This is a genomic window from Roseomonas sp. KE0001, from assembly GCF_016107285.1.
In the GTDB taxonomy this organism is placed as follows: Bacteria; Pseudomonadota; Alphaproteobacteria; order Acetobacterales; family Acetobacteraceae; genus Pseudoroseomonas.
Genome location: NZ_RCVQ01000002.1, coordinates 451,735 through 472,659, shown reverse-complemented (window position 1 = coordinate 472,659; position 20,925 = coordinate 451,735). Strand labels below are relative to the sequence as shown.

Below are 20,925 nucleotides of genomic sequence, written 5' to 3'. Positions count from 1 at the left end.
CTCCGGCCTCAGCTCACCCCCGGCTCCCGCGTCACCGCGTCCCGGAGGCGCAGGATCGCCCGCTGCAGCGCCCGCGCCTCCTCCTCGCCGCCGAAGCAGTGCCCCATCCAGGCCGGCTTCTCGCAGGCCTTGCCGCGCAGGGCGCGGCCTGCCGCCGTCAGGCGGATCCGCACCTGCCGCTCATCCGCCGCGTCGCGCTGCCGCTCGACCAGGCCGGCCGCCTGCAGCCGCTTGAGCAGCGGCGTCAGGGTGCTGCTCTCCAGGAAGAGGCGGTCGCCGATGGCGCCCACCGTCTGCCCGTCGGCGGACCACAGCACGACCATGACGAGGTACTGCGGATAGGTCAGGCCCAACCGGTCCAGCAGCGGCTTGTTGGCGCGCTGGATGGCATGCGCCGTGGAATGGATGGCGAAGCAGAGCAGTTCGTCGAGGTCCGGGGCATTCCCTTCAGGACTGTCCGGTTCGGGGGTGTCGTGCGGAGTCATGGCGGGGCTCCTGAGGGGGAAGGCTGCCAGGCATATAAGTCGTGCGCGACGTGATCGCGCAATATTGTCGCGCATGGCTGGCCTGCCGGATTATAGGTCGCGCACGATGATATCGCGCTCAATATCACTATCAACAGCGCTCCACCGGGGGCGCCCCACTCCCACAAAGGCTCCATTCCATGTCCACCCTCCGCACCCTCCTCGCCGCCGCCGCCCTGCTCGGCACCACTGCCGCCCTGGCCCCTGTCCAGGCGCGGGACTTCCTGACGGTCACCGGCCAGGGCGAGAACTTCGCCGTCCGGTATGACGAGGCCTATCGCGGCAATGTCGTCGGCGGCGGCTATGCGCGCTTCGCCGGCCAGGGCCAGTCGGGCCGGATCGCCTATGACGATCCCGCCCTCGGCCGCCAGGCCCCGGGCATCCCGGTGCTGATCGGCGGCCAGCATTCGGAGGTGGTCTATCTGGCCCCCTCGGCCGCGCCCGCGACGCTCGCCGCGCGCTGAGCCGGCCGCAGGGAAGGCGACCACCGGGAGGGCGATCCCCTCCCGCCGCGCCGAAGGGGCGCCCGGCAGCGGTCCGGGCGCCCCTTCGCGCCGTCAGTCCGCCACCCGCGCCCGGTTGCGCAGCAGCACCGCGCCGGCCAGCGTCGCCACCGCCGCCAGGATGAAGCCCAGCGCGATCGGCCGGTCGGCCAGCTCCAGCAGGTTGCCATCCGCGATCAGCAGGCCCTGGCGCAGCGAGCGCTCGAAGGTCGGCCCCAGCACATAGGCCAGGATCAGCGGCCCGAGGTCGAAGCCGCCCCGGCGCAGCGCGAAGCCGAGCAGGCCGAAGCCCACCGCCAGCAGGATGTCGAAGGTCGCGAGATTGGTGCTGTAGACGCCGATGACGCAGATCGAGAGGATCGCCGCCGCCATGAAGCGGCGCGGGATCTCCAGGGCGCGCACGAAAAGCCCGACCAGCGGCAGGTTCAGCACCAGCAGGATCAGGTTGCCGAGATACATCGAGGCGATGACGCCCCAGTAGATCTCGGGCTGCCGCTCCAGGATCATCGGGCCCGGCTGCACGCCGTGGATCAGCAGCGCGCCGAGCAGCAGGGCGGTGACGGCGTTGGACGGGATGCCCAGCGTCAGCAGCGGGATGAAGGCGCCGGCGGTGCCGGAATTGTTCGCCGCCTCCGGCCCCGCCACGCCCTCCACCGCGCCCCGGCCGAATTCCTCGGGCCGCCGCGTCAGCCGCCGCTCCACGGCATAGGAGAGGAAGGAGGCCAGCACCGCCCCGCCCCCCGGCAGCAGCCCGACCAGGAAGCCCAGCACCGAGCCGCGCAGCACCGGCGCCACCGAGCGCCGCGCCTCCTCGCGGTTCGGCAGGAAGCCCAGCAGCGAGTTGGGCGGCCGCAGGATCTCGGCCTTGCCGGGGCGGGCCAGCGCCAGGAAGAGCAGCTCCGACAGGCCGAACAGGCCGAGCGCCAGCGGCGTGATGTTGATCCCGTCCACCAGCTCCGGGATGCCGAAGGTGAAGCGCGGCGTGCCGGCGATGGGATCGATGCCGACCGAGCCGAGGAACAGGCCGAGCAGCGCCATCAGCGCCGCCTTGGCCAGGCCGGAAGCGGCGAAGAAGGCGATCAGCGACAGGCCGGCCAGCATCAGCGCCGCGTATTCCCAGGGGCCGAAGGCGATGACCAGCTCGGCCAGCAGCGGCGAGAGCAGCATGACGCCGAGGATGCCCACGGTGCTGGCGAAGAAGGAGCCGATGGCGGCGATGCCGAGCGCCGCCCCGGCCCGCCCCCTGCGCGCCATCTCGTAGCCGTCGAGGCAGGTGACGACGGAGGAGGCCTCGCCGGGGATGCGCATCAGCACCGAGGTCAGCGTGCCGCCATAGGCGACGCCGTAGTAGATGCCGGCGAGCAGGATGATCGCCCCGGTCGGGTCGAGCTTCAGCGTGATCGGCAGCAGCAGGGCGATGGTGGTGGCGGGACCGAGGCCCGGCAGCACGCCGACCAGCGTGCCGAGAAAGGCGCCGAGCAGGCAGAGGCTCAGATTCTGCCAGGTGGAGAGCACGGCGAAGCCGTGCAGCAGGCCGTCCATCATGGCTCAGCTCCCGCGCAGCAGGCCGAGCCCGCTCAGCACCCGCTCGACCGGCCCGGTGGGAAACGGCACGCCGAGCGCCGTGCCGAAGAGCAGCACGATGCCGGCCGCCAGCAGCAGGGCGTAGAGCAGCGCCTCGGTCCAGGAGCTGCGCTCGCCCAGGCGCAGCATCAGCGTGGTCGCCGCCAGCATCGGCGGCACGAAGCCCAGGAAGGGCACCGCGGCGGCGGCACCCAGCATGGCCAGGACATAGGCGAGGAAGGTGCGGTCGCGGAAGGGTGCCGCGCCGCCTTCCGCCTCCGCCGTCGGGTCACCTGGCCAGACCAGCACCGCCAGCGCCGCCAGGGCGATCAGGATCGACAGGGCCTGCGGCATCAGGCCGGGGCCCGGGCCGTCCCAGCTCCAGCTCTCCAGGCGCGAGGCCTCCCACCAGGCCAGCGCGGCGAAGACCAGGCCGCCCAGGGCGACCCCGCGCGCGGTGCGGGTCATCATGGCCTCAGCGCTTCCGGGCCAGGCCGGCCTCGCGGAGCTGCGGCCCGAAGCGGTCATGCGCCTGGCGCACCGTGGTCTCGAACTCCGCGGCCTGCATCAGCGAGGGCACCATGCCGAAGCGGCCCAGGATCTCGGCGAGCGCCGGCTTCTGCGCCGCCTCCAGGATGGCGCGCGCCAGCACGGCGCGCCGTTCCTCCGGGATGCCCCTGGGGCCGATGAAGCCGATCATGGAATCGACCACCACCTCATGCCCCTGCTCGCGCAGCGTCGGCACCTCGGGGAACTCCTTCCAGCGCCCCGCGCTGGCCGAGGCGAGCAGGCGCAGGCGGCCGGATTCCAGCGCCGGCAGCATCTCCGGCGGGTTCTGGATCACCGCCTCGACATGGCCGCCGATCGCCGCCGTCACCGCCTCCGCGCCCGAGCCGAAGGGCACGAACTGGAAGCGCGCGCCGGTCAGCCGCGCCAGGTCGAACATGCCGATGTTGTTGGGCGCGCCGGTGGCGCCGAAGGTGGTGCGCTTCGCCCTGGCCGCGGCGATGAGGTCGGCCAGCGTCCGGTGCGGCGATTCCGCCCGCACGGCGATGCCGTAGAGGTAGCGCGCGAAGGCCGGCAGGAAGGCGAAGCTGTCGGCGCTGTAGGGCACGTCCAGCATGTGCGGCGCGATGGCCAGGCCCGCGAGGCCGGTGGTGCCGAGCGTGTAGCCGTCCGGCCGGGCGGCGGCCACCTGCTGCGGCCCGACCGTGCCCTGCCCGCCGGGCCGGTTCACGATCTGCACCGGCACGCCCAGGATCTTCTCCATCTCCGCCGCGATGGCGCGGGTGGAGACATCGGTCGAGCCACCCGGTCCGTACTGGACGATGATGGTGACCTCCCGCTCCGGCCAGGTGGCGGCGCGGGCCAGATGGGGCGCGAAGAGGCCGGCGGCCCCGGCCGCCAGCAGCGTCCGTCTCTGCATGATTCTTTCCTCCCGAATGTCGTTGTCCGCCGGGGTGGCGGCTCAGGGCATGTAGCTGCCGCCGCCGACGTCGATGGTCGTGCCGGTCAGGTAGGCGGCCTCGTCCGAGGCCAGGAAGCGCACCACCGCGCCCACCTCCGCCGGCTCCCCCAGCCGGCCGAGCGGAATGCGCGCCAGGAAGGCCTCGTTCATCCCCGGCGCGGCGCCGGCCACCATGTCCGTGCGGATGCGCCCGGGCGCCACGCTGTTGACGGTGATGCCGAAGGGCCCGAGCTCGACCGCGAGGTTGCGCGCGAAGCCCATCAGCCCGGCCTTGGAGGCCCCGTAATAGGCGCCGGTGATGCTGCTCGGCACATGCGCGGCCTGGCTGGTCATCATCACGACGCGGCCCCAGCCGCGCCGCTTCAGCACCGGGATGGCGGCGCGGCAGAGCAGGAAGGGGCCGGTCAGGTTGACCTCCATCACCCGCCGCCATTCCTCCGTCGGGATCTCCTCGACCAGCCGCTTGCGGCCCTCCACCTTGGGCGAGATGCCGGCATTGTTCACCAGCACGCCCAGCGCCGCCCACCAGGGGCCCAGCGTCTCCGGCAGGCGGCCGATGGCGCCCTCGTCCGCCACGTCGAGCCGCAGCGCGCGGGCCCGGTGGCCGGCGGCGTTCAGCGTGGCGGCCAGGGCCTCCACGCCCTCCAGCACATCGGCAAGCACCACCGGATGCCCGGCCTCGGCCAGGCTGCGGCCGATGGCGGCGCCGAGGCCGCGCGCGGCGCCGGTGACGAGCGCGACGCGGTCCTCGGCGCCGATGACAATGTCGTTCATGGGGTCAGGATCACCTTGCTGGCGGCGCGCTGGCGGGACAGTTCGAACCCCTCCAGGCCGCGTTCGAGCGGCAGGCGGTGCGTGATCATCGGCCGGAAGCCCTCCGGGTCGCGCGCCAGCAGGGCCAGCACGCGGTCCCAGGTGCCGCGGGCCGAGCCGTGCGAGGCGCGGAGCTGATGCCGGTTGCGGACGAAATCGGTGAGCGGCAGGGTGAGCGGCGCCGCGTGGATGCCGGCCACCACCAGCACGCCATCCCGCCGCAGCACGCCGAGCGCCTCGGTGACGGAGGGCGGATGGCCCGTCGCCTCCAGCACCACATCCACCGCGCCGCCGGTCAGCGCCCGCACCCCCTCGGCCAGCGGCGCCTCGGCGACATCGACGAGATCGGTGAAGCCGAGCCGCCGCAGCACCGCGAAGCGCGGCGCGTCGGCGCGGCCGGCGATCACCACCCGCCCCGCCCCCGCCGCGCGCGCCATCAGCGCCAGCCCCTGGCCGATGGTGCCCGGCCCCAGCACCAGCACGGTGTCGCCAAGGCCGACCCCGCCGAGCCGCACCGCCTCGGCCGCCACCGCCAGCGGCTCGACCAGCGCGCCCAGCTCGGCATCCACCGCCGGCGGCAGCGGCAGGAGATTGGCCGCCGGCAGGCGCAGCAGCGGCGCGAAGCCGCCGTCGCAGGTCAGGCCCAGGGTGCGGCGGCCGGTGCAGCCGCGCGGCTCGCCCCGCCGGCAGGCCTCGCAGCGGCCGCAGACCAGGCCCGGATGCAGCGCCACGCGCAGCCCCTCGGGCAGGTCCGCGCCCGGGCCGGCGGCGAGGACACGCCCCGCCATCTCATGCCCCATCGTCAGCGGCAGGTGCGGCGTCATGAGGCCGTAGCCCTCGGTCCACTCATAGGCATGGACATCGCTGCCGCAGATGCCCACCGCCTCGATCCGCACCAGCACCTCGCCCGCCGCCGGAGCGCCGGGCTCCGGCACCTCCAGCGCCTGCAGCCCCGGGCCGGGCCGCGTCTTGCGCAGCGCCAGCATCAGAAGGGCTCGGGGAAGTGCCCGTGGAAGACGGTGATCGGCGGCTTGGCCTCGGGGTCGGTGATCACCTCGATCAGCGCCGGCTTCCCGGCGGCGAAGGCGGCATCCAACGCGGCGCCGAGATCCTCGCCGCGCTCCACCCGCACGCCGGAGATGCCGCAGGCCCGCGCGATGGCGGCATGGTCGACGCTGGCGAAGTCGCAGGCGATGGTGTGCTCGCCGAACTTGGCGTCCTCCGCGTGCTTCTGGAAGCCGAGGATGCCGTTGTTCAGCACCACCACCGTGACCGGGAGCTGCAGGCGGAACAGCGTCTCCAGCTCGGCCCAGGAATGGCCGAAGCCGCCATCGCCGCAGAGGCAGACCACGCGCTGCTCCGGCGCCGCCACCTGGGCGCCGATCGCCAGCGGCACGCCCCAGCCGAGCCCGGCCAGGCCGCGCGGCGTCAGGAAGCGCTGCCCGGCGCGCTTCGCCGTCATGTGGATGTTGATCCAGTTCGAGGAGTAGGAGGCATCGGCGACCATGATGCCGTCCTCCGGCATGCGGCGGTCGATCTCGGCGGCGACGCGCTCGGGGCGCACCGGCCCGCCATCGCGCCCGCGCACCCCGGCGGTGAGCCTCTCCCATCCGCGGACGGCCTCGGCGATGCGCGCCTCAACCGCGGGCCGCGCCGCCGCGCGCGCGGCGAGGTCCTGGCGCAACATCGCCTCGCGCAGCGCCGCCAGCGTCGCCTTCGCGTCACCGGCCAGGCGCATCGCCTCGTAGTTGCGGCCGATCTCGATGGGATCGGGGTCGATATGGATGAAGCGGGCGGCGCGCGGGTAGAGCGACCAGCTGTCGGTGCCGTTCTGGTTGGTGCGGTTGCCGACCAGCAGGACGACATCCGCCTCCTCGACCAGCGGCCGCATCGCGTGCGTGCGGGCGCCGAGCCCCATGGTGTTGCCGACGACGCCGAGCGAGAGCGGGTGCGTCTCGGCAACCGCGCCCTTGCCCATGAAGGTGGTGGCGACGGGCAGGTGCGCCGCCTCCTGCAGCGCGGCGAGCTCCTCCGCCGCGTCCGAGAGATGCACGCCGCCGCCGGCGATCATCAGCGGCTGCCGCGCCCCCGCCAGCGCCGCCGCCGCGGCCTCGATGCGCACGGCCTCGGGCAGGGTGCGGTCGAGCGGATACCGGCCGAGGCTGGCCCGGCGTCCGGCCACCGGCACCGCCTGCTCCAGCAGCAGGTCGGCCGGCAGCAGCAGCACCGCCGGGCCCGGCCGGCCCGAGGTGGCGGCGGTGAAGGCCATGTCCACATAGTCCTCCAGCCGGTCGGCCCGGTCGATCCGCCGTACCAGCTTGGCCACCGGCGCGAAGAGGGCGAGGTGGTCGAGCTCCTGGAAGGCGTTGCGGTCGGCGCTGTCGCGCGACACTTCCTGCACCAGGGCGAGAACCGGCACGCTGGCCTTCATCGCCTCGGCCAGCGGCGGCACCAGCAGGGCGGCGGCGGGGCCGTTCTGCGCCGTGACCACGCCGACCTTGTGCGAGACGCGCGCATAGCCGTCGGCCATGGTGCCGCCCATGTTCTCCTGGCGGTAGACCTTCTGCTCGATCCCGGCATGGGGCGCGGCCAGATGAAAGGCCGAGGGCAGGCTCTGGCCGAAGGTCAGCGTCACGCCGTGGCGGGCCAGGGCCTCGGCCAGGCGCAGGGCGACGGTCGCGTTGGGCGTGTCGCGGGATGGGGCGGGAGCGGAGGCAGGCATGGCGTTTCCTGGTGTTTTTGCGATTTGCTATAGCAAATAACGCCGTGCTTGACTCGTCAAGTCACTCCGGGGATCTCCGCCGCATGGACGATAGCCTGCCCTCGGACGGCCTGCCCCTGGCGCCCATTCACCGCGAGGATTCCCTGGCCGGAAAGGCCTATCGGCAGCTCCGTGCCGCGCTGATGTCCGGCCGGCTGATGCCGGGCCAGAAGCTGGTGCACCGGCTGCTGGCGCAGGAGCTGGGCGTCAGCCCGACCCCGGTGCGCGAGGCCCTGCTCCGCCTCGCCTCGGAAGGGGCGCTGGACCTGGATGCGCGCGGCGTCGCCCGTGTGCCCCGGCTGCATCCCGACCGCTATGCCGAGATCATGGACCTGCGCGTGGACCTCGAGGGCCGCGCTGCCGCCCGCGCCGCCGAACTGGCCCTGCCGGCCGAGATCGCCGAGTTGCGCGCCATCCATGACCGCGTCGCCGAGGGGCGGATGCGCAACGACGCCCGCATGGTCCTGACGGAGAACGAGCGCTTCCACTTCCGCACCATCGCCCTGGCGCGCATGCCGATCCTGCAGCGCCTGGTCGAGGGGCTCTGGGTGCAGGCGGGGCCGACGATCAATCTGCTGTTCGCCGCGCCGCGCCCGCTGACCCCGCAGGCGCACCCGCACCAGGCCCTGCTGCGGGCGCTGGAGGCGCATGACGGCGAGGCCGCCCGCGCCGCCGTCACGCGCGATCTGCGCGAGCATGGCGCCTTCATCGCCGCGCTGCTGGCGGCGAGCCCGCCGCCGGACTGAGCGGAGAAGCGCCGCCGAAGCCCGCCCTTACCCCGGGCGTTCCGCGCTCCAGGCCGCGCCCTCGACCTGACCGGAGATGCGGCCCTCGCGCACCTCGCCCTGGTAGCGGCGGCCTCCTGCCTCGAAGCTGATGCGGCGACCATCCATGCGGCCATCCGTGATGTCCATCGTGCGGCCATCCAGCGTCAGGGTGCCGGTCAGCATCTGGTAGCGCTGCACGAGGGCCAGCCGGCCCTCGCCGAGCCGCCATTCGCCACCGGCCTGTGCCGGGATCACCCATTTATAGGCACGACAGAAGCTGGTGCAGCCGGACTCGCCGACCACCTCGTCATCCGGTGTCCAGTCTCCCATGGTGAAGGTGTTGGAGACCACGCGGGTGCCCGGCTCCATGGCCAGCAGGGTGGGGCGGAGGCGCTCATTCAGGGCTTGCAACAGGAACAGCGTCACCACCGTGGCGTCCGAGAAATCGGACTGGAAGATGTCCCCCTGGGAGAAGGTGGCGCGATCCGCCACGCCTTCCGCCTGCGCGCTGCGGCGGGAATGCTCCACCAGATCCGCGTTGTACTCGATGCCGTGGGCGCGCAGCCCGCGCTTGGCCGCGGCGATCACCGTGCGGCCATCGCCCGAGCCGAGATCCACCAGCCGATCCTGCGGCGTCACCGCCGCCATATCCAGCATCCGCTCGATCAGCCAGGCCTGGGTGGGCAGCCAGATCACGTCCTTGCCGGCCTGCCCCACCGTGGGCGCATAGGCGGGCGGCGCGGCCGGCTGCTGCGCCAGGACGCCCTGCGACACAAGGGCGGAGAGGGCGGTGGCCACGACGAGTGTGGAGAAGCGCGTCATGTGGGGCCTTTCCGGGATCAGGGGGCTAGGGGGAGGAGGCGGGCAAGGGAGGTACCTCGCGGCGGCGGAACAGCAGCAGAGGCGCGCCCGCCGCCACGGCGGCCAGCCCCACCAGGGCGCCGAGGCCGGTATAAGCGATGCTGGAATGCAGCATGTAGGCGCAGGCCAGGCAGAACAGGATGGGCGTGAGGGGGTAGAGCGGTACCCGGAAGGGCAGCACCCGCTCCGGCTCCCGCCATCGCAGCACGAACAAGGCCAGGCCCGTCATCAACATGAAGCCCCAGAACACCGGCGCGCCGTAATCCACCATGGCGCGGAAGCCATCCTGCGTGGCGGCGCCGAATCCCACCAGTGCCAGGGCCACCGCGCCCTGCAGGAGCAGCCCCCGCGTCGGCGTGTGGCGGGCCTGGTTCCATTCGCCCATCCTCGCCAGCCAGGTGACGTCCCGCGCCAGGGCGGCGGCGGAGCGGGCGCCGGTGAAGATGGTGGCATTCAGGGTGGAGACGGCGGCGACGACCACGGCGGCGGTGACGATGCCCGCCCCCGCCTCCCCGGCCACCACGCGCATCATGTCGGCGGCCACGGCGTCGGAGCGGCGCAGCCCCTCCAGCCCCAGCACGGCCAGCAGCGCGATGTTGACCAGCAGGTAGAGGCCAACCAGCAGGGCGGTACCGATCAGGAAGACGCGGGCGATGTTGCGCGGCGCGTCCCGCACCTCGCCGGTCAGGTAGGAGGCCTCGTTCCAGCCGCCATAGGTCAGGAGCACGAAGACCAGGGCGAGGCCGAGCGATCCCATCGCCGGAGCGGAGACCGGCGACGGGGCCGTGGCCTCGGGCGCCGCCAGCAGGCCGAGGCCGATGATGGCGAGGATGGCGCCGATCTCGAGCGTGGTGACCGCCAGCTGCAAGGTCTTGCTCTGGAAGGTGCCGGCGATGTTGACGGCCGTCAGCATCACCACGGCCAGCGCCGCGTAGACCGCGCTGCCATACGGCCCGAGGGGCAGGGCGGCCGCGGCGTAATCTCCGAGGACGAAGGCGACGGCGGCGATGGCGCCGGTCTGGATCACCGCGCTCCGCGCCCAGCCGAACAGCATGGCCACGGGGCGGCCATAGGCGCGGGACAGGAAATGGTACTCTCCTCCGCTCTGGGGATGGGCGGCGGAAAGTTCGGCGTAGCAGAGGGCGCCCACCAGGGTGATGAGGCCACCTATCAGCCAGACACCCAGGAAGGCGGCCTCGCTGTCCACCTGGGACGCGACGAGCGAGGGGGTGCGGAAGATGCCCACCCCGACCACGATGCCGACCAGAATGACCACCGCGTCGAGCACCGACAGACCGGACCGCGCTTCCGATGTTCCGGGCTGCGGCATCACATGTTCCACATCTTAGATGGAGGGGCCGCGACGGTCTGTGGCTGGATCATATCCAAAAAATTACGAAACCGATAGTTCAGCTTGCTCCTGCCCGGGGCGCGACGCCAAGTGAAGAAGAGTTGCGAAGCGTCATGGAGGGCGGCCGGTGGCGACTTCCGCATTCGCTGCCGGCGAAGCACGGGGCCTGATTGACGCAAGTGGCTCCCGCGAGGGCGGCGCGGCTGTGGCGCGCGTCATCGAGGGGTGGGCAGGCGGCACGATGCGGAGGGATGGCTGTCCGTGCCGGGAAACGCGCGGATTATCGGTGAATGGTGTCCCCGGCGGGATTCGAACCCACGGCCCCCAGATTAGGAATCTGGTGCTCTATCCTGCTGAGCTACGGAGACGCCGGCGGCAAAATAGAGCAGATCGCGCCAGGGCGAAACCGCCCTTCCTCATCATTGGGCCTCATCGCGGGCGGCGGAAGCGCTCGACCGCGGCCACCAGCGCCATCCGCACCCCGGGCTCCAGCGCCGAATGCCCCGCATCCGGCACCACCGTCAGCCGGGCGCGCGGCCAGGCGGCGGTCAGGTCGAAGGCGCTCTCGGCGGGGCAGACCATGTCGTAGCGCCCCTGCACGATCTCGGCCGGCAGGTGGGCGATGCGCTCCATGCGCCCGAGCAGCCCCTCCGGCGGCAGGAAGAGGTCATGCGCGAAGTAGTGCGCCTCGATACGCGCCAGGCCGAGCGCCGTGCGGTCCTGGGCGAAGCTCGCCACCGTGTCGGGGCTCGGCATCAGCGTGCTGCAGAGCCCCTCATACTGGCTCCAGGCCCGGGCGGCGGCGAAATGCACCGTTGGGTCGGGGTCGGTCAGGCGGCGCAGATAGGCGGCCAGCAGGTCGCCCCGCTCGGCCGGCGGGACATGCTCGGCGAACTGCTCCCAGGCATCGGGGAAGACCCGGCGCAGCCCGTAGAGGAACCAGTCCACCTCCCGCCGCCGCCCGAGAAAGACGCCGCGCAGCACGCAGCCGGCCACGCGCCCGGGATGCTCTTGGGCATAGGCGAGGGCCAGGGTGGAACCCCAGGAGCCGCCGAAGAGCAGCCAACGCTCCAGGCCAAGGAAGCGGCGCAGGGTCTCGATGTCGCCCACCAGCTCCTGCGTGGTATTGCCGGCGAGTTCACCGAGCGGGCGGGAGCGGCCGGAGCCGCGCTGGTCGAAGATGATGATGCGCCAGTGCAGCGGGTCGAAGAAGCGGCGGTGCACGGCCCCTGCTCCCGCTCCCGGCCCGCCGTGCAGGAACAGCACCGGCTGGCCCCGCGGATTGCCGACCTGTTCCCAGTACATGACATGCCCGCCCGAAAGCGGCAGCAGGCCGGTCTCGTAGGGCGCGATATCGGGGAAGAGGTCGCCGCGGGGCATGGCGGGATGTTTGGCGCTTCGGCCGCTGCCGCGCAACACCATCTCGGGAGCGGCATAACGTTTGCGCGCGCCCGCCTCTTCGCGCCGGGCCGCTTCGTGCCTAGCTTGGGCCAATGGCGTCTCCCTCCTCCTCCACCGGCCCCTCCTCGACCGGCACCCAGGCCGGCCGGCCGGCCGGTGGCCTGCGCTGCGCCGTCTGCGGCGGCGAGAGCCGCCAGCCGCCCTTCCGCCCCGGCCCCCCCGAGCAGGCCCCGGACCTCGACCTGCGGCCGGGCGAGCCGTTGCGCGGCACCATGGCGCGGTGGCTGCAGCAGTGCCCGCACTGCTCCTATGCCGCGCCCGACATCGGCCGGGCGCATCCGGCGGCGGCCGAGGCGGTGGCGGCGGCGCCCTTCCGGGCGCTGATCACCGAGACCAGCCATCCGCTGCTGGCGCGGCGCTTCCTGGCCTGGGCGCATGTGCTGGAGGAGACCGGGGCGCTGCATGCCGCGGCGGAGGCGACGCTGCACGCCGCCTGGGTGGCGGACGACATGAACCGCCCCGACCTCGCCGCCAGCTGGCGGCTGGAGGCGGTGGCGCTCTGGCGCAGCGGCCCGCCGCTGGATGCCGAGCAGACGGTCCGGGTGATCGACGCGCTGCGCCGCGCCGAGGCCTGGGAGGACGCGGCCGCCACGGTGGAGGGGCTGCTGGCCAGCCAGCCGCCCGAGGCGGTGGCCCAGGTGACGGCGCTGGAGCGCCGCCTGGTCGCCGCGCGCGATGCCGGCCGCCACACCATGGCCAGCGCCCTGCCGCCGCCGGCGCGCCGGCCGCATGTGGCGCAGCAGCGGATTGGCCGCCGCGCCACCGGGGAGGGCCTCTGGAGCTGGCTGCGGCAGATCTTCGGCCGGCGCTGAGGGCGCGGCCCGGGCGGGCTTGCCGGGCCCGCCATTTCGGGCGAATTGATACGCTATAACGTTCTCTGGAGACTCTTCATGCCGCTGTCCCGCCGCGCCCTGGTCGCGCTGCCCCTTGCCCTTCCTGTTCTTGGGCGCGCCGCCCTGGCGCAACCGGCACCGCTTCCGGTCGTCGCCTCCTTCTCCGTTCTGGGCGACATGCTGCGGGAGGTCGGCGGCGACGGGCTGACGGTGCGCGTCCTGGCCGGGCCCGATGTGGACGCCCACAGCTTCCAGCCCCGCCCCTCCGACGCCCAGGCCCTGCGCGCCGCCCGGCTGGTGGTCCGCAACGGGCTGGGCTTCGAGCCCTGGCTGGACCGCATGCTGGCCGCGGCCGGGCAGCAGGGGCGGCTCGTCACCGCCAGCCAGGGGATCACGCCCCGCCAGGCCGGGCCCGCGGATCACGGCCACAGCCATGGTCACAGCCACGGCCACGATCATGACGCGGTCGATCCGCATGCCTGGCAGGATCTGCGCCTGGGCCAGTCCTATGTGCGGATCATCCTCGCCGGGCTGCAGGCGGCCGATCCCGCCGGGGCGGCGGGCCATGCCGCGCGGGCGGAGGCCTACCTGGCCCGGCTCGCCGCCCTCGATGCCTGGGTGCGGGCCGAGATCGGGCGCGTGCCGGAGGCACGCCAGGTGGTGGTCACGAGCCACGATGCCTTCGGCTATTTCGGCGCGGCCTATGGCGTGCGGTTCATCGCGCCACAGGGCGTCAGCACCGCGGCCGAGCCCTCGGCCGCCGAGGTGGCCCGGCTGATCCGCCTGTTGAAGCGCGAGGGGATCACGGCGGTGTTCCTGGAGAACATGTCGAATCCGGCGACGCTGAACCGGCTGGCGGCGGAGGCGGGGGTCACGGTCAAGGGCCGGCTCTACGCCGATGCCCTCTCCTCCGCCGACGGGCCGGCGCCGAGCTACGAGGCGATGTTCCGCCACAATGTCGGCCTGCTGACAGCGGCCATGCGCGGCTGAGACGGCGCCCGGCCGGCGGCCGGGCCACGCCGTGAGCTGCCGGCGGAATAGAAGTATTTCCGTAAAATCTCCTGAACGGCAGGAACAAAGCTTGAAATTGAGCGATCGTGCAGTTAATTTCCGGCAACGGAATTCAACCGCTCGCTCTTTCAACGCCCGATCCAGCCCGTACAGGGAGACGCATGCATCACGGACCGCTGATCGCCACCATCTGCGCCGGGCTTTCGCTCGCCTTCATCTTCGGCGCGGTCGCGCAGAGGCTGCGCATCTCCCCGCTTGTCGGCTATCTTCTCGCCGGCGTCGCCATCGGGCCCTTCACGCCGGGCTTCGTCGCCGACCAGGGCCTGGCCAACGAGCTGGCGGAGATCGGCGTCATCCTGCTGATGTTCGGCGTCGGTCTGCATTTCTCCCTCAAGGACCTGCTCTCGGTCCGCAAGATCGCGGTGCCGGGCGCCGTGGTGCAGATCGGCGCCGCGACGCTGATGGGCATGGGCCTGGCCTGGATGCTCGGCTGGTCGATCCCCGAGGGTTTCGTCTTCGGCCTCGCCCTCTCCGTCGCCTCCACCGTGGTGCTGCTGCGCGCGCTGCAGGAGCGGCGCATCGTCGAGACCGAGCGCGGGCGCATCGCCGTCGGCTGGCTGATCGTCGAGGACCTGGCCATGGTCCTCGCCCTGGTGCTGCTGCCGGCCATCGCCAGCGCGGTGAACGGCACGCCGAGCGATGGCGGCGGGCCGCTGGCGGCGCGGCTCGATCTCGGCCTCGCCGGCATCCTGATGGTCACCCTCGCCAAGGTCGTCGCCTTCGTCGCCGTCATGCTGATCGTCGGGCGCCGCGTCATCCCCTGGGTGCTGCACTGGGTGGTGCATACCGGCTCGCGCGAGCTGTTCCGCCTCTCGGTGCTGGCCGTGGCGCTGGGCGTCGCCTATGGCGCGGCCATCCTCTTCGACGTCTCCTTCGCCCTCGGCGCCTTCTTCGCCGGCATGGTGCTGGCCGAGAGCCAGCTCAGCCACCGCGCGGCCGAGGAGACCCTGCCGCTGCGCGACGCCTTCGCCGTGCTGTTCTTCGTCTCGGTCGGCATGCTGTTCAATCCGAGCATCATCGCCACCGCCCCGGCGGCCCTGGCGGGCACCATCCTGATCATCGTCGTCGGCAAGTCGATCGCCGCCTGGGCCATCGTCCGTGCCTTCGGCCGCTCGAACACCGTGGCGCTGACCATCTCCGCCAGCCTGGCGCAGATCGGCGAGTTCTCCTTCATCCTGGCCGGGCTCGGCGTGGCGCTGAACATGCTGCCCGCCGAGGGGCGCGACCTGATCCTGGCCGGCGCCATCCTCTCCATCCTGTTCAACCCCTTCTTCTTCATCATCATCGACCGCGTCACGGCGCGGGCGGCCGCCCGCCAGGCCACGGCCGCGCCCGCCCCGGTGCCCGCGCCGGCTCCCGTCATGGCCGCCGCGGCGCCCGCCCCCGTCGCGCCCGCCGCGCCGGCGGAGCCAGCCCCCGCCGAGTCCCAGGATGAGGAGCAGACGACCGACCTCCGCCCCACCGCCCTGGCGCATCATTCGGTGCTGATCGGCTATGGCCGGGTCGGGCGGCTGGTCGGGCAGGGATTGCACCGTGCCGGCGAGCCGGTGCTGGTGATCGAGGAGCGGCGCGAGAGCGTCGAGGCGGCGCGGGCGGATGGGATGGAGGCGATCCTGGGCAATGCCGCCGATCCGGCGGTGCTGGCCGCCGCCAACCTGGCCGAGGCCGACCGCCTCTTCATCGCCATCCCCGAGAGCTTCCACGCCGGGCAGGTCGTCGAGCAGGCGCGGGCGATCAATCCCGGGCTGGACATCCTGGCCCGCGCCCATACCGATGCCGAGGTCGAGCACCTGATGAAGCTCGGCGCCTCGCTGACCATCATGGGCGAGCGGGAGATCGCGCGCGGCATGCTCGACCATGCCCGCCTGCCCCCCGCCGCCGCCGCGGTGCAGCCCGCGCTGCACATGACCGCGGCCCGGCGGGTGGTCGGCAGCCAGCGCGACCCCGCGGAATCGGGGAACTGACGCGCCGGCGGGGCCGGCCTCCGGCGCCCGTCGCGTTCCGCGACCCGGCGCGGGTGGACGGCCCAGACCGCGGGGGCGCGGCGAGACCCTTGCCAGGGTAGGATGGCGGCCCTACCACCGCCCCTTTCCGCCAGGTCCGCAAGGGGGTGACGCGCATGAACTGGATCAGCGAATGGGCGCTGCCGAAGATCCAGACATGGCTCGGCCGCAAGGAGGTGCCGGACAACCTCTGGCACAAATGTCCGGCCTGCGAGCAGATGATCTTCCACCGCGACCTCGAGCGGAACCTGCATGTCTGCACCCATTGCGGCCATCATCTCCGCGTCGGTGCGCTGAAGCGGGTCGAGTACACGCTCGATCCCGGCTTCCAGCGCATCGAGCTGCCGAAGGCGCCGGCCGACCCGCTGCGCTTCCGCGACCAGCGCCGCTACGGCGACCGGCTGAAGGAGGCGCAGGCCAAGGCCGGGCAGGATGACGCCGTGGTGGTGGCGCATGGCGCCATCGAGGGCCGCCGCGCCGTCGTCGCCGCCTTCGAGTTCAGCTTCATGGGCGGCTCGATGGGCGCGGGCGTCGGCGAGGCCATCGTCACCGCGGCGAAGCTCGCCGTGCTGCAGGACGCGCCGCTGATCGTCTTCACCGCCTCGGGCGGCGCCCGCATGCAGGAGGGCGCGGTCAGCCTGATGCAGATGCCGCGCACCGTCATCGCCAGCCAGATGGTGAAGGAGGCCGGCCTGCCCTTCATCGTGGTGCTCTGCGACCCGACCACGGGCGGCGTCACCGCCAGCTTCGCCATGCTGGGCGATATCCAGATCGCCGAGCCGGGGGCCATGATCGGCTTCGCCGGCGCCCGCGTCATCGAGCAGACCGTGCGCGAGAAGCTGCCCGAGGGCTTCCAGCGCGCCGAGTACCTGCTGGAGCACGGCATCCTTGACATGGTGGTGAAGCGCGGCGCCATGCGCGAGACGCTGGCGCACGTGATCTCCCTGCTGCGCGAGCCGGTCCTGGTGGCGGTGGCGGTGGCGGGGGATGTCACCGCCGGGACGACGCCGGACCGCGCCGCCCTGACCGGGGCCGAGGGCGCACCGGAGCCGCAGGCCGGGCCGCCGCGCGCCCGGGCGCCGGAGGAGGCGCCGGCGTCATCCCCGGCGGCGGCGAAGGGAGCCCCGCCGGCGTGAGTCGCGCGGAGGCCATCATCGAGCGGCTGCACAGCCTGCACCCCAAGCTGATCGACCTCAGCCTGGAGCGGCTGCAACGCCTGCTGGCGACGCTCGGCCATCCGGAGCGGAAGTTGCCGCCGGTGGTGCACGTCGCCGGCACCAACGGCAAGGGCTCGACCTGCGCCTTCCTGCGCGCCATCGCCGAGGCGGCGGGGCAGCGCGTGCATGTCTATTCCTCACCCCATCTGGTGCGCTTCCGCGAGCGCTATCGGCTGGCCGGCACGCTGGTCACGGACGAGGCCCTGGCCGCCGCGTTGGAGGAGGTGGAGGCGGCCAATGCCGGCCAGCCGATCACCGTCTTCGAGGTGACGACGGCGGTGGGCTTCCTGCTGTTCAGCCGCGTGCCGGCCGACCTGCTGGTGCTGGAGGTCGGCCTCGGCGGCCGTTTCGACGCGACCAATGTGGTCGAGCGCCCGGCGGCCTGCGCCATCAGCAGCATCTCCCTGGACCACACCGATTTCCTGGGCGACAGCCTGGCGCAGATCGCCGGCGAGAAGGCCGGGATCCTCAAGCCGGGCGTGCCCGCCGCCACCGGCCGGCAGCCGCCCGAGGCCTTGATGGTGCTGGAGGACGTGGCGCAGGCGCTCGGGGTGCGGCTCGCCGTGCGCGGCCAGGACTGGGCGGTGACCTGGACCGAGGCCGGGCTGCGCTATGCCGATACCGGCGGCGCCATGGACCTGCCGCGACCGGCCCTGCCGGGGCCGCATCAGGCCGACAATGCCGGCCTCGCCATCGCCGCGCTGCGCGGCTGGGATCCGCCCTGGCTGAATGAGGCGGCGATCGCCGCCGGCCTCGCCACCGTCACCTGGCCGGCCCGGTTGCAACAGCTGCACGGCGCGCTGGCCACGCTGCTGCCGCCGGGCTGGGAGCTGTGGCTGGATGGCGGGCACAATGCCGGCGGCGGCGCCGCGCTGGCCGAGCACCTGCCGGCCTGGGCCGACCGGCCGCGCCACCTGGTGGTCGGGATGAAGCAGGGCAAGGCCTCGCAGGATTTCCTGCGGCCGCTGCTGCCACTGGCCGAGGGCCTCTGGGCGGTGGCCGAGCCGGGCCAGCACCTCGCCGTGCCGGTGGAGGGCATCGTCGCCGCCAGTGGCGGCCGCGCCCGGCCCGGGCCGCGGGTGGCGGACGCGCTGCGCGCCATCGCCGCCGAGGCCGGGGAACCCGGACGGGTGCTGATCTGCGGCAGCCTCTACCTCGCGGGCGAGGTGCTCAAGGCGGACGGCAGCAGCATCGCCTGAGGATGGGCGCCTGAGGATGGGCGCCTGAGGACAAGCGCTGTCCTTCCGGACGGGTGGCGGGAGAAACGGCTCCCGCCACCCGATGCCTCAGGGCGAGACGATCAGACAGGCGCCGCGGCTGCGCAGCTTGTCACAGGCCGCCTGGGCACTGGCCTGCGACAGGCCCATGACCCGGGCCCGGTAGAGCGTGCCATTGCCCTGCCCGACCGATTCGACCGCCGGCCTGGCGCCCGCCGCGCCCAGCCGGCCGCGCGCGTCGTTGGCGGCGCTGCGCGCCTGGGCGGCATTGGCGAAGGCGCCGACCTGCACGCCCCAGGCGCCGCCGCTGGCCACCGCGGCGGCCGGTGTCGCCTTGGCCGGGGCACGCAGCACATTCGCCGGCGGCGCCACCGTGGCGGCGTTCGCCGTGCCGACCAGGCTGAAGCCGCTGCTGCGGGCCAGGCTCGGGGCGGGAGCGGGACGCGCCGGCTCGGAGAAGGCGGTGGCGATGCGGGCCTTGGTCGGCACTTCGGCACGGGCCTGGACCGGCGCGGCCGCTGCCGGGCGCGGCGTCACCGCGGCGGCGAGCAGGCTCGGCGCGGGCGCCGGAGGCGGCGGCTCGGCCACCGGCGGCGCGCTGGCATAGGTGGAGCCGTCCGGGATCGGGTCCATCCGCACCACGGTGCCGGCGGCCAGGGCGGAGGCGGCGGGCGGGGCGTAGGCGGGCTGGGCGTAGGTGGAGCCGTCCGGGATCGGATCCATCCGCACCACGCCGCCGGCGCCGTCGAGGCTGGCGAGCTGCACGGGGGCCGGATAGGTCGAGCCATCCGGGATCGGGTCCATCCGCACCACTGGGCCCGGCGGCAGGGTGGCGACCCTGATGCCGGGGTCGACCGCGTTGCGCTGTTCGCGTAGCGCCAGCATGGTCGCCTGGTTGCCGCGGCGCGGGCCGGCCGGGATGTTGAGCGGGATCTCGGCCGCCGCGTAGACTTCCGGCGCGGCGCGGCGGTTCGGATGGGTGTCGCCGATACGCGAGCCGATGCGGGCCACGTAGTTGCGGGTCTCGGCCGGCAGGCCGCGGCCGTTCCAGAGGTAGTCCTCCAGGCGGCGCGGGCCGGCATTGTAGGCGGCGAGGAAGCCCGGGCTGCCGTAGAGCTCGTACATCTCGCGCAGATAGGCCGTGCCGGCCATCATGCTGTTCCAGGGATGATAGGCATCATCCCCCAGGCCGTAGCGGGCGCGCAGCTCGGCGTAGGTGCCGGGCATGACCTGCATCAGCCCCATGGCCCCGACCGGGCTGGTGGCGGTGACGCGGCCGCCGCTCTCCTGGCGCATGACCTCGCGGATCCAGCGCTCGGGAATGTCGAACCGCTTCGACGCCTCGCGGATATAGGGGCCCCAGGGATCGTGCGACGGTCCCGGCGGCTCGTAGCTGGATGGTTGTGGATAGGCCGCGGCCTGGGCCGCGGCGCTGGCCGAGATCGGCCGGCCGGCCTGCTGCGCGCTTCCGCAGGCGGCCAGAAGGCTCACCATGGACAGCGTGGCCAGCAGGCGGATGCGCCCCCCCGGCGTCATCCGAGCAGATTGGAACGGAGTCATCCCCAGTTCTCCGTCAGGCAACGCGAAGCACCCCTGATGACGGACCGCCTGCGCCCCCACGCCTGCGAATCCAGGGTACAACCCGGTGCTGGTTTCAATACGACACGTACGCGCAAACCGCTAAAGGATACAGGAGGCTAGCGCAAGCCTCGTCTGCGCCGTCCTTCCGCGCCCGGAGGCGATGGCCGCCCTTCCGCCGGCCTGCAGCCCTGCCTCCGGCTCGGCAAGCCCCATGGCAAGCCCTCTGGCAACCCCTCTGGCAAGATCGCGCGAAAAGCGCCATGTCTCGCCCGGCGGCGCGGCCTGCTTCTCCGGCCCGCCGCAGGCCCGCCGTCGCGGCGGCGGTGCGCCGATGTCCCTCGATTCGTCAGGAAAGATCACATGGCCGCGCCTCATCACTTCCTCCGCGCTCTGGCTGCCCGCCCCGTGCTCCGCGCCGGGATCGCCGCGCTGCTGATCGGCGGCGCCGTCTCCGCCTGCGCCCCGCAGCAGTCCGGCTCGAGCTTCTCCAGCGCCTCCATGGGACGCGCGGCGTCCGTGTCCTTCGGCACCATCATCGGCATGCGGCCCGTGCATGTGCAGGGGAGCGGCTCGGGCATCGGCACGGCGGCCGGCGCCGTCGCCGGCGGCGTGGCCGGCAGCTTCATCGGCGGCGACTGGCGCTCCAATGCTCTGGCGGGCCTCGGCGGCGCCGTGCTGGGCGGCCTCGCCGGCAACGCCATCGGCAGCGGCGTCAGCGGCGGCAACGCGGTCGAGTTCTTCGTCCGCGAGGATCAGGGCGGCGACATCTCCGTGGTCCAGACCAACGAGGAAGGGCTGCAGGTCAATGACCGTGTTGTGATCGCGCGCGGCGACCGCACCCGCCTCTCCCGCGCCGCCGGCGGCCCGCCCCCGGGCGCCTTCCCGCCGCCGGCCAGCGCCATGGGCGCGAGCTACGGCGGGCCGAAGTAAG

Annotated in this window: 19 protein-coding genes and 1 tRNA gene; 8 read left to right on the top strand and 12 right to left on the bottom strand. The window is 73.1% G+C overall.

From position 1 onward, the window contains the following. Positions 1 to 8: 8 nt before the first annotated feature. Entirely contained in the window at positions 9 to 485 is a 477-nt protein-coding gene (locus tag D9598_RS05795; RefSeq protein WP_198365436.1) for a MarR family winged helix-turn-helix transcriptional regulator, read from the bottom strand. 179 nt (positions 486 to 664) lie between these two features. Here D9598_RS05795 and D9598_RS05790 point away from each other — a divergent pair, with 179 nt between their 5' ends. Further along, positions 665 to 988, top strand: coding sequence for a hypothetical protein (locus D9598_RS05790; RefSeq protein WP_198365435.1), 324 nt, complete (start codon positions 665 to 667; stop codon positions 986 to 988). Between the two features lie 93 nt (positions 989 to 1,081). On the opposite strand, the gene D9598_RS05785 is transcribed toward D9598_RS05790, so the two are convergent. The 6 genes from D9598_RS05785 to D9598_RS05760 are packed head-to-tail and all read right to left on the bottom strand — an operon-like array spanning position 1,082 to position 7,593. Next, complete coding sequence (locus D9598_RS05785; RefSeq protein ID WP_232476922.1) at positions 1,082 to 2,572, bottom strand: tripartite tricarboxylate transporter permease; 1,491 nt, start codon at positions 2,570 to 2,572, stop codon at positions 1,082 to 1,084. Between the two features lie 3 nt (positions 2,573 to 2,575). Then, the gene (locus D9598_RS05780) at positions 2,576 to 3,061 is read right to left on the bottom strand and encodes a tripartite tricarboxylate transporter TctB family protein (RefSeq protein ID WP_198365434.1); all 486 of its coding nucleotides are present in this window, start codon (positions 3,059 to 3,061) and stop codon (positions 2,576 to 2,578) included. Between the two features lie 4 nt (positions 3,062 to 3,065). Then, complete coding sequence (locus tag D9598_RS05775; protein WP_198365433.1) at positions 3,066 to 4,016, bottom strand: tripartite tricarboxylate transporter substrate binding protein; 951 nt, start codon at positions 4,014 to 4,016, stop codon at positions 3,066 to 3,068. Positions 4,017 to 4,058: 42 nt separating this feature from the next. Next, positions 4,059 to 4,832, bottom strand: a complete 774-nt coding sequence (locus D9598_RS05770) for an SDR family NAD(P)-dependent oxidoreductase (protein WP_232476921.1) — start codon at positions 4,830 to 4,832, stop codon at positions 4,059 to 4,061. Further along, on the bottom strand, positions 4,829 to 5,857 hold the full coding sequence (locus tag D9598_RS05765) for a zinc-binding dehydrogenase (RefSeq protein WP_198365432.1): 1,029 nt from the start codon (positions 5,855 to 5,857) through the stop codon (positions 4,829 to 4,831). The genes D9598_RS05770 and D9598_RS05765 overlap by 4 nt, the downstream gene beginning before the upstream one ends. Next, a complete protein-coding gene (locus D9598_RS05760; protein ID WP_198365431.1) occupies positions 5,857 to 7,593 on the bottom strand; it encodes an acetolactate synthase catalytic subunit in 1,737 nt (578 codons plus the stop codon). Before D9598_RS05760 ends, D9598_RS05765 begins: the two co-directional genes overlap by 1 nt. An 83-nt stretch (positions 7,594 to 7,676) precedes the next feature. Between D9598_RS05760 and D9598_RS05755 the strand changes: the two genes are divergently transcribed. After that, the gene (locus D9598_RS05755; RefSeq protein ID WP_198365430.1) at positions 7,677 to 8,378 is read left to right on the top strand and encodes a GntR family transcriptional regulator; all 702 of its coding nucleotides are present in this window, start codon (positions 7,677 to 7,679) and stop codon (positions 8,376 to 8,378) included. 27 nt (positions 8,379 to 8,405) lie between these two features. On the opposite strand, the gene D9598_RS05750 is transcribed toward D9598_RS05755, so the two are convergent. The 4 genes from D9598_RS05750 to pip all read right to left on the bottom strand — a co-directional run bounded on the left by D9598_RS05750 (position 8,406) and on the right by pip (position 11,991). Beyond that, positions 8,406 to 9,221 (bottom strand): cyclopropane-fatty-acyl-phospholipid synthase family protein, encoded by an 816-nt coding sequence (locus tag D9598_RS05750; RefSeq protein ID WP_198365429.1) that lies wholly within the window; start codon positions 9,219 to 9,221, stop codon positions 8,406 to 8,408. Positions 9,222 to 9,246: 25 nt separating this feature from the next. After that, positions 9,247 to 10,590 carry an APC family permease gene (locus tag D9598_RS05745; protein ID WP_198365428.1) on the bottom strand — a complete coding sequence of 448 codons (1,344 nt, stop codon included), beginning with the start codon at positions 10,588 to 10,590 and terminating at the stop codon, positions 9,247 to 9,249. A 312-nt stretch (positions 10,591 to 10,902) separates the two neighbouring features. Next, a tRNA-Arg gene (locus D9598_RS05740) sits at positions 10,903 to 10,979 on the bottom strand. Positions 10,980 to 11,040: 61 nt separating this feature from the next. Further along, positions 11,041 to 11,991: a prolyl aminopeptidase gene (gene pip / locus D9598_RS05735; RefSeq protein ID WP_198365427.1), complete on the bottom strand. Its 951-nt coding sequence runs from the start codon at positions 11,989 to 11,991 to the stop codon at positions 11,041 to 11,043. A 113-nt stretch (positions 11,992 to 12,104) separates the two neighbouring features. On the opposite strand from pip, the gene D9598_RS05730 reads away from it, so the two are divergent. The 5 genes from D9598_RS05730 (at position 12,105) to D9598_RS05710 (ending at position 18,395) form a co-directional block, all read left to right on the top strand. Further along, complete coding sequence (locus D9598_RS05730; RefSeq protein ID WP_198365426.1) at positions 12,105 to 12,884, top strand: hypothetical protein; 780 nt, start codon at positions 12,105 to 12,107, stop codon at positions 12,882 to 12,884. 78 nt (positions 12,885 to 12,962) lie between these two features. After that, positions 12,963 to 13,895 carry a metal ABC transporter solute-binding protein, Zn/Mn family gene (locus tag D9598_RS05725; protein WP_232476920.1) on the top strand — a complete coding sequence of 311 codons (933 nt, stop codon included), beginning with the start codon at positions 12,963 to 12,965 and terminating at the stop codon, positions 13,893 to 13,895. A gap of 182 nt (positions 13,896 to 14,077) precedes the next feature. Then, positions 14,078 to 15,940: a cation:proton antiporter gene (locus D9598_RS05720; RefSeq protein ID WP_198365425.1), complete on the top strand. Its 1,863-nt coding sequence runs from the start codon at positions 14,078 to 14,080 to the stop codon at positions 15,938 to 15,940. Between the two features lie 155 nt (positions 15,941 to 16,095). Continuing rightward, entirely contained in the window at positions 16,096 to 17,115 is a 1,020-nt protein-coding gene (gene accD / locus D9598_RS05715; RefSeq protein ID WP_198365424.1) for an acetyl-CoA carboxylase, carboxyltransferase subunit beta, read from the top strand. Next, on the top strand, positions 17,112 to 18,395 hold the full coding sequence (locus tag D9598_RS05710; protein WP_198365423.1) for a folylpolyglutamate synthase/dihydrofolate synthase family protein: 1,284 nt from the start codon (positions 17,112 to 17,114) through the stop codon (positions 18,393 to 18,395). The genes accD and D9598_RS05710 overlap by 4 nt, the downstream gene beginning before the upstream one ends. 87 nt (positions 18,396 to 18,482) lie before the next feature. Here the strand turns inward: D9598_RS05710 and D9598_RS05705 are convergent, their stop codons facing one another. After that, positions 18,483 to 19,973 carry a transglycosylase SLT domain-containing protein gene (locus D9598_RS05705; RefSeq protein ID WP_198365422.1) on the bottom strand — a complete coding sequence of 497 codons (1,491 nt, stop codon included), beginning with the start codon at positions 19,971 to 19,973 and terminating at the stop codon, positions 18,483 to 18,485. 381 nt (positions 19,974 to 20,354) lie between these two features. On the opposite strand from D9598_RS05705, the gene D9598_RS05700 reads away from it, so the two are divergent. Beyond that, complete coding sequence (locus tag D9598_RS05700; RefSeq protein WP_232476919.1) at positions 20,355 to 20,924, top strand: glycine zipper 2TM domain-containing protein; 570 nt, start codon at positions 20,355 to 20,357, stop codon at positions 20,922 to 20,924. The last annotated feature ends 1 nt before the right edge of the window (position 20,925 follow it).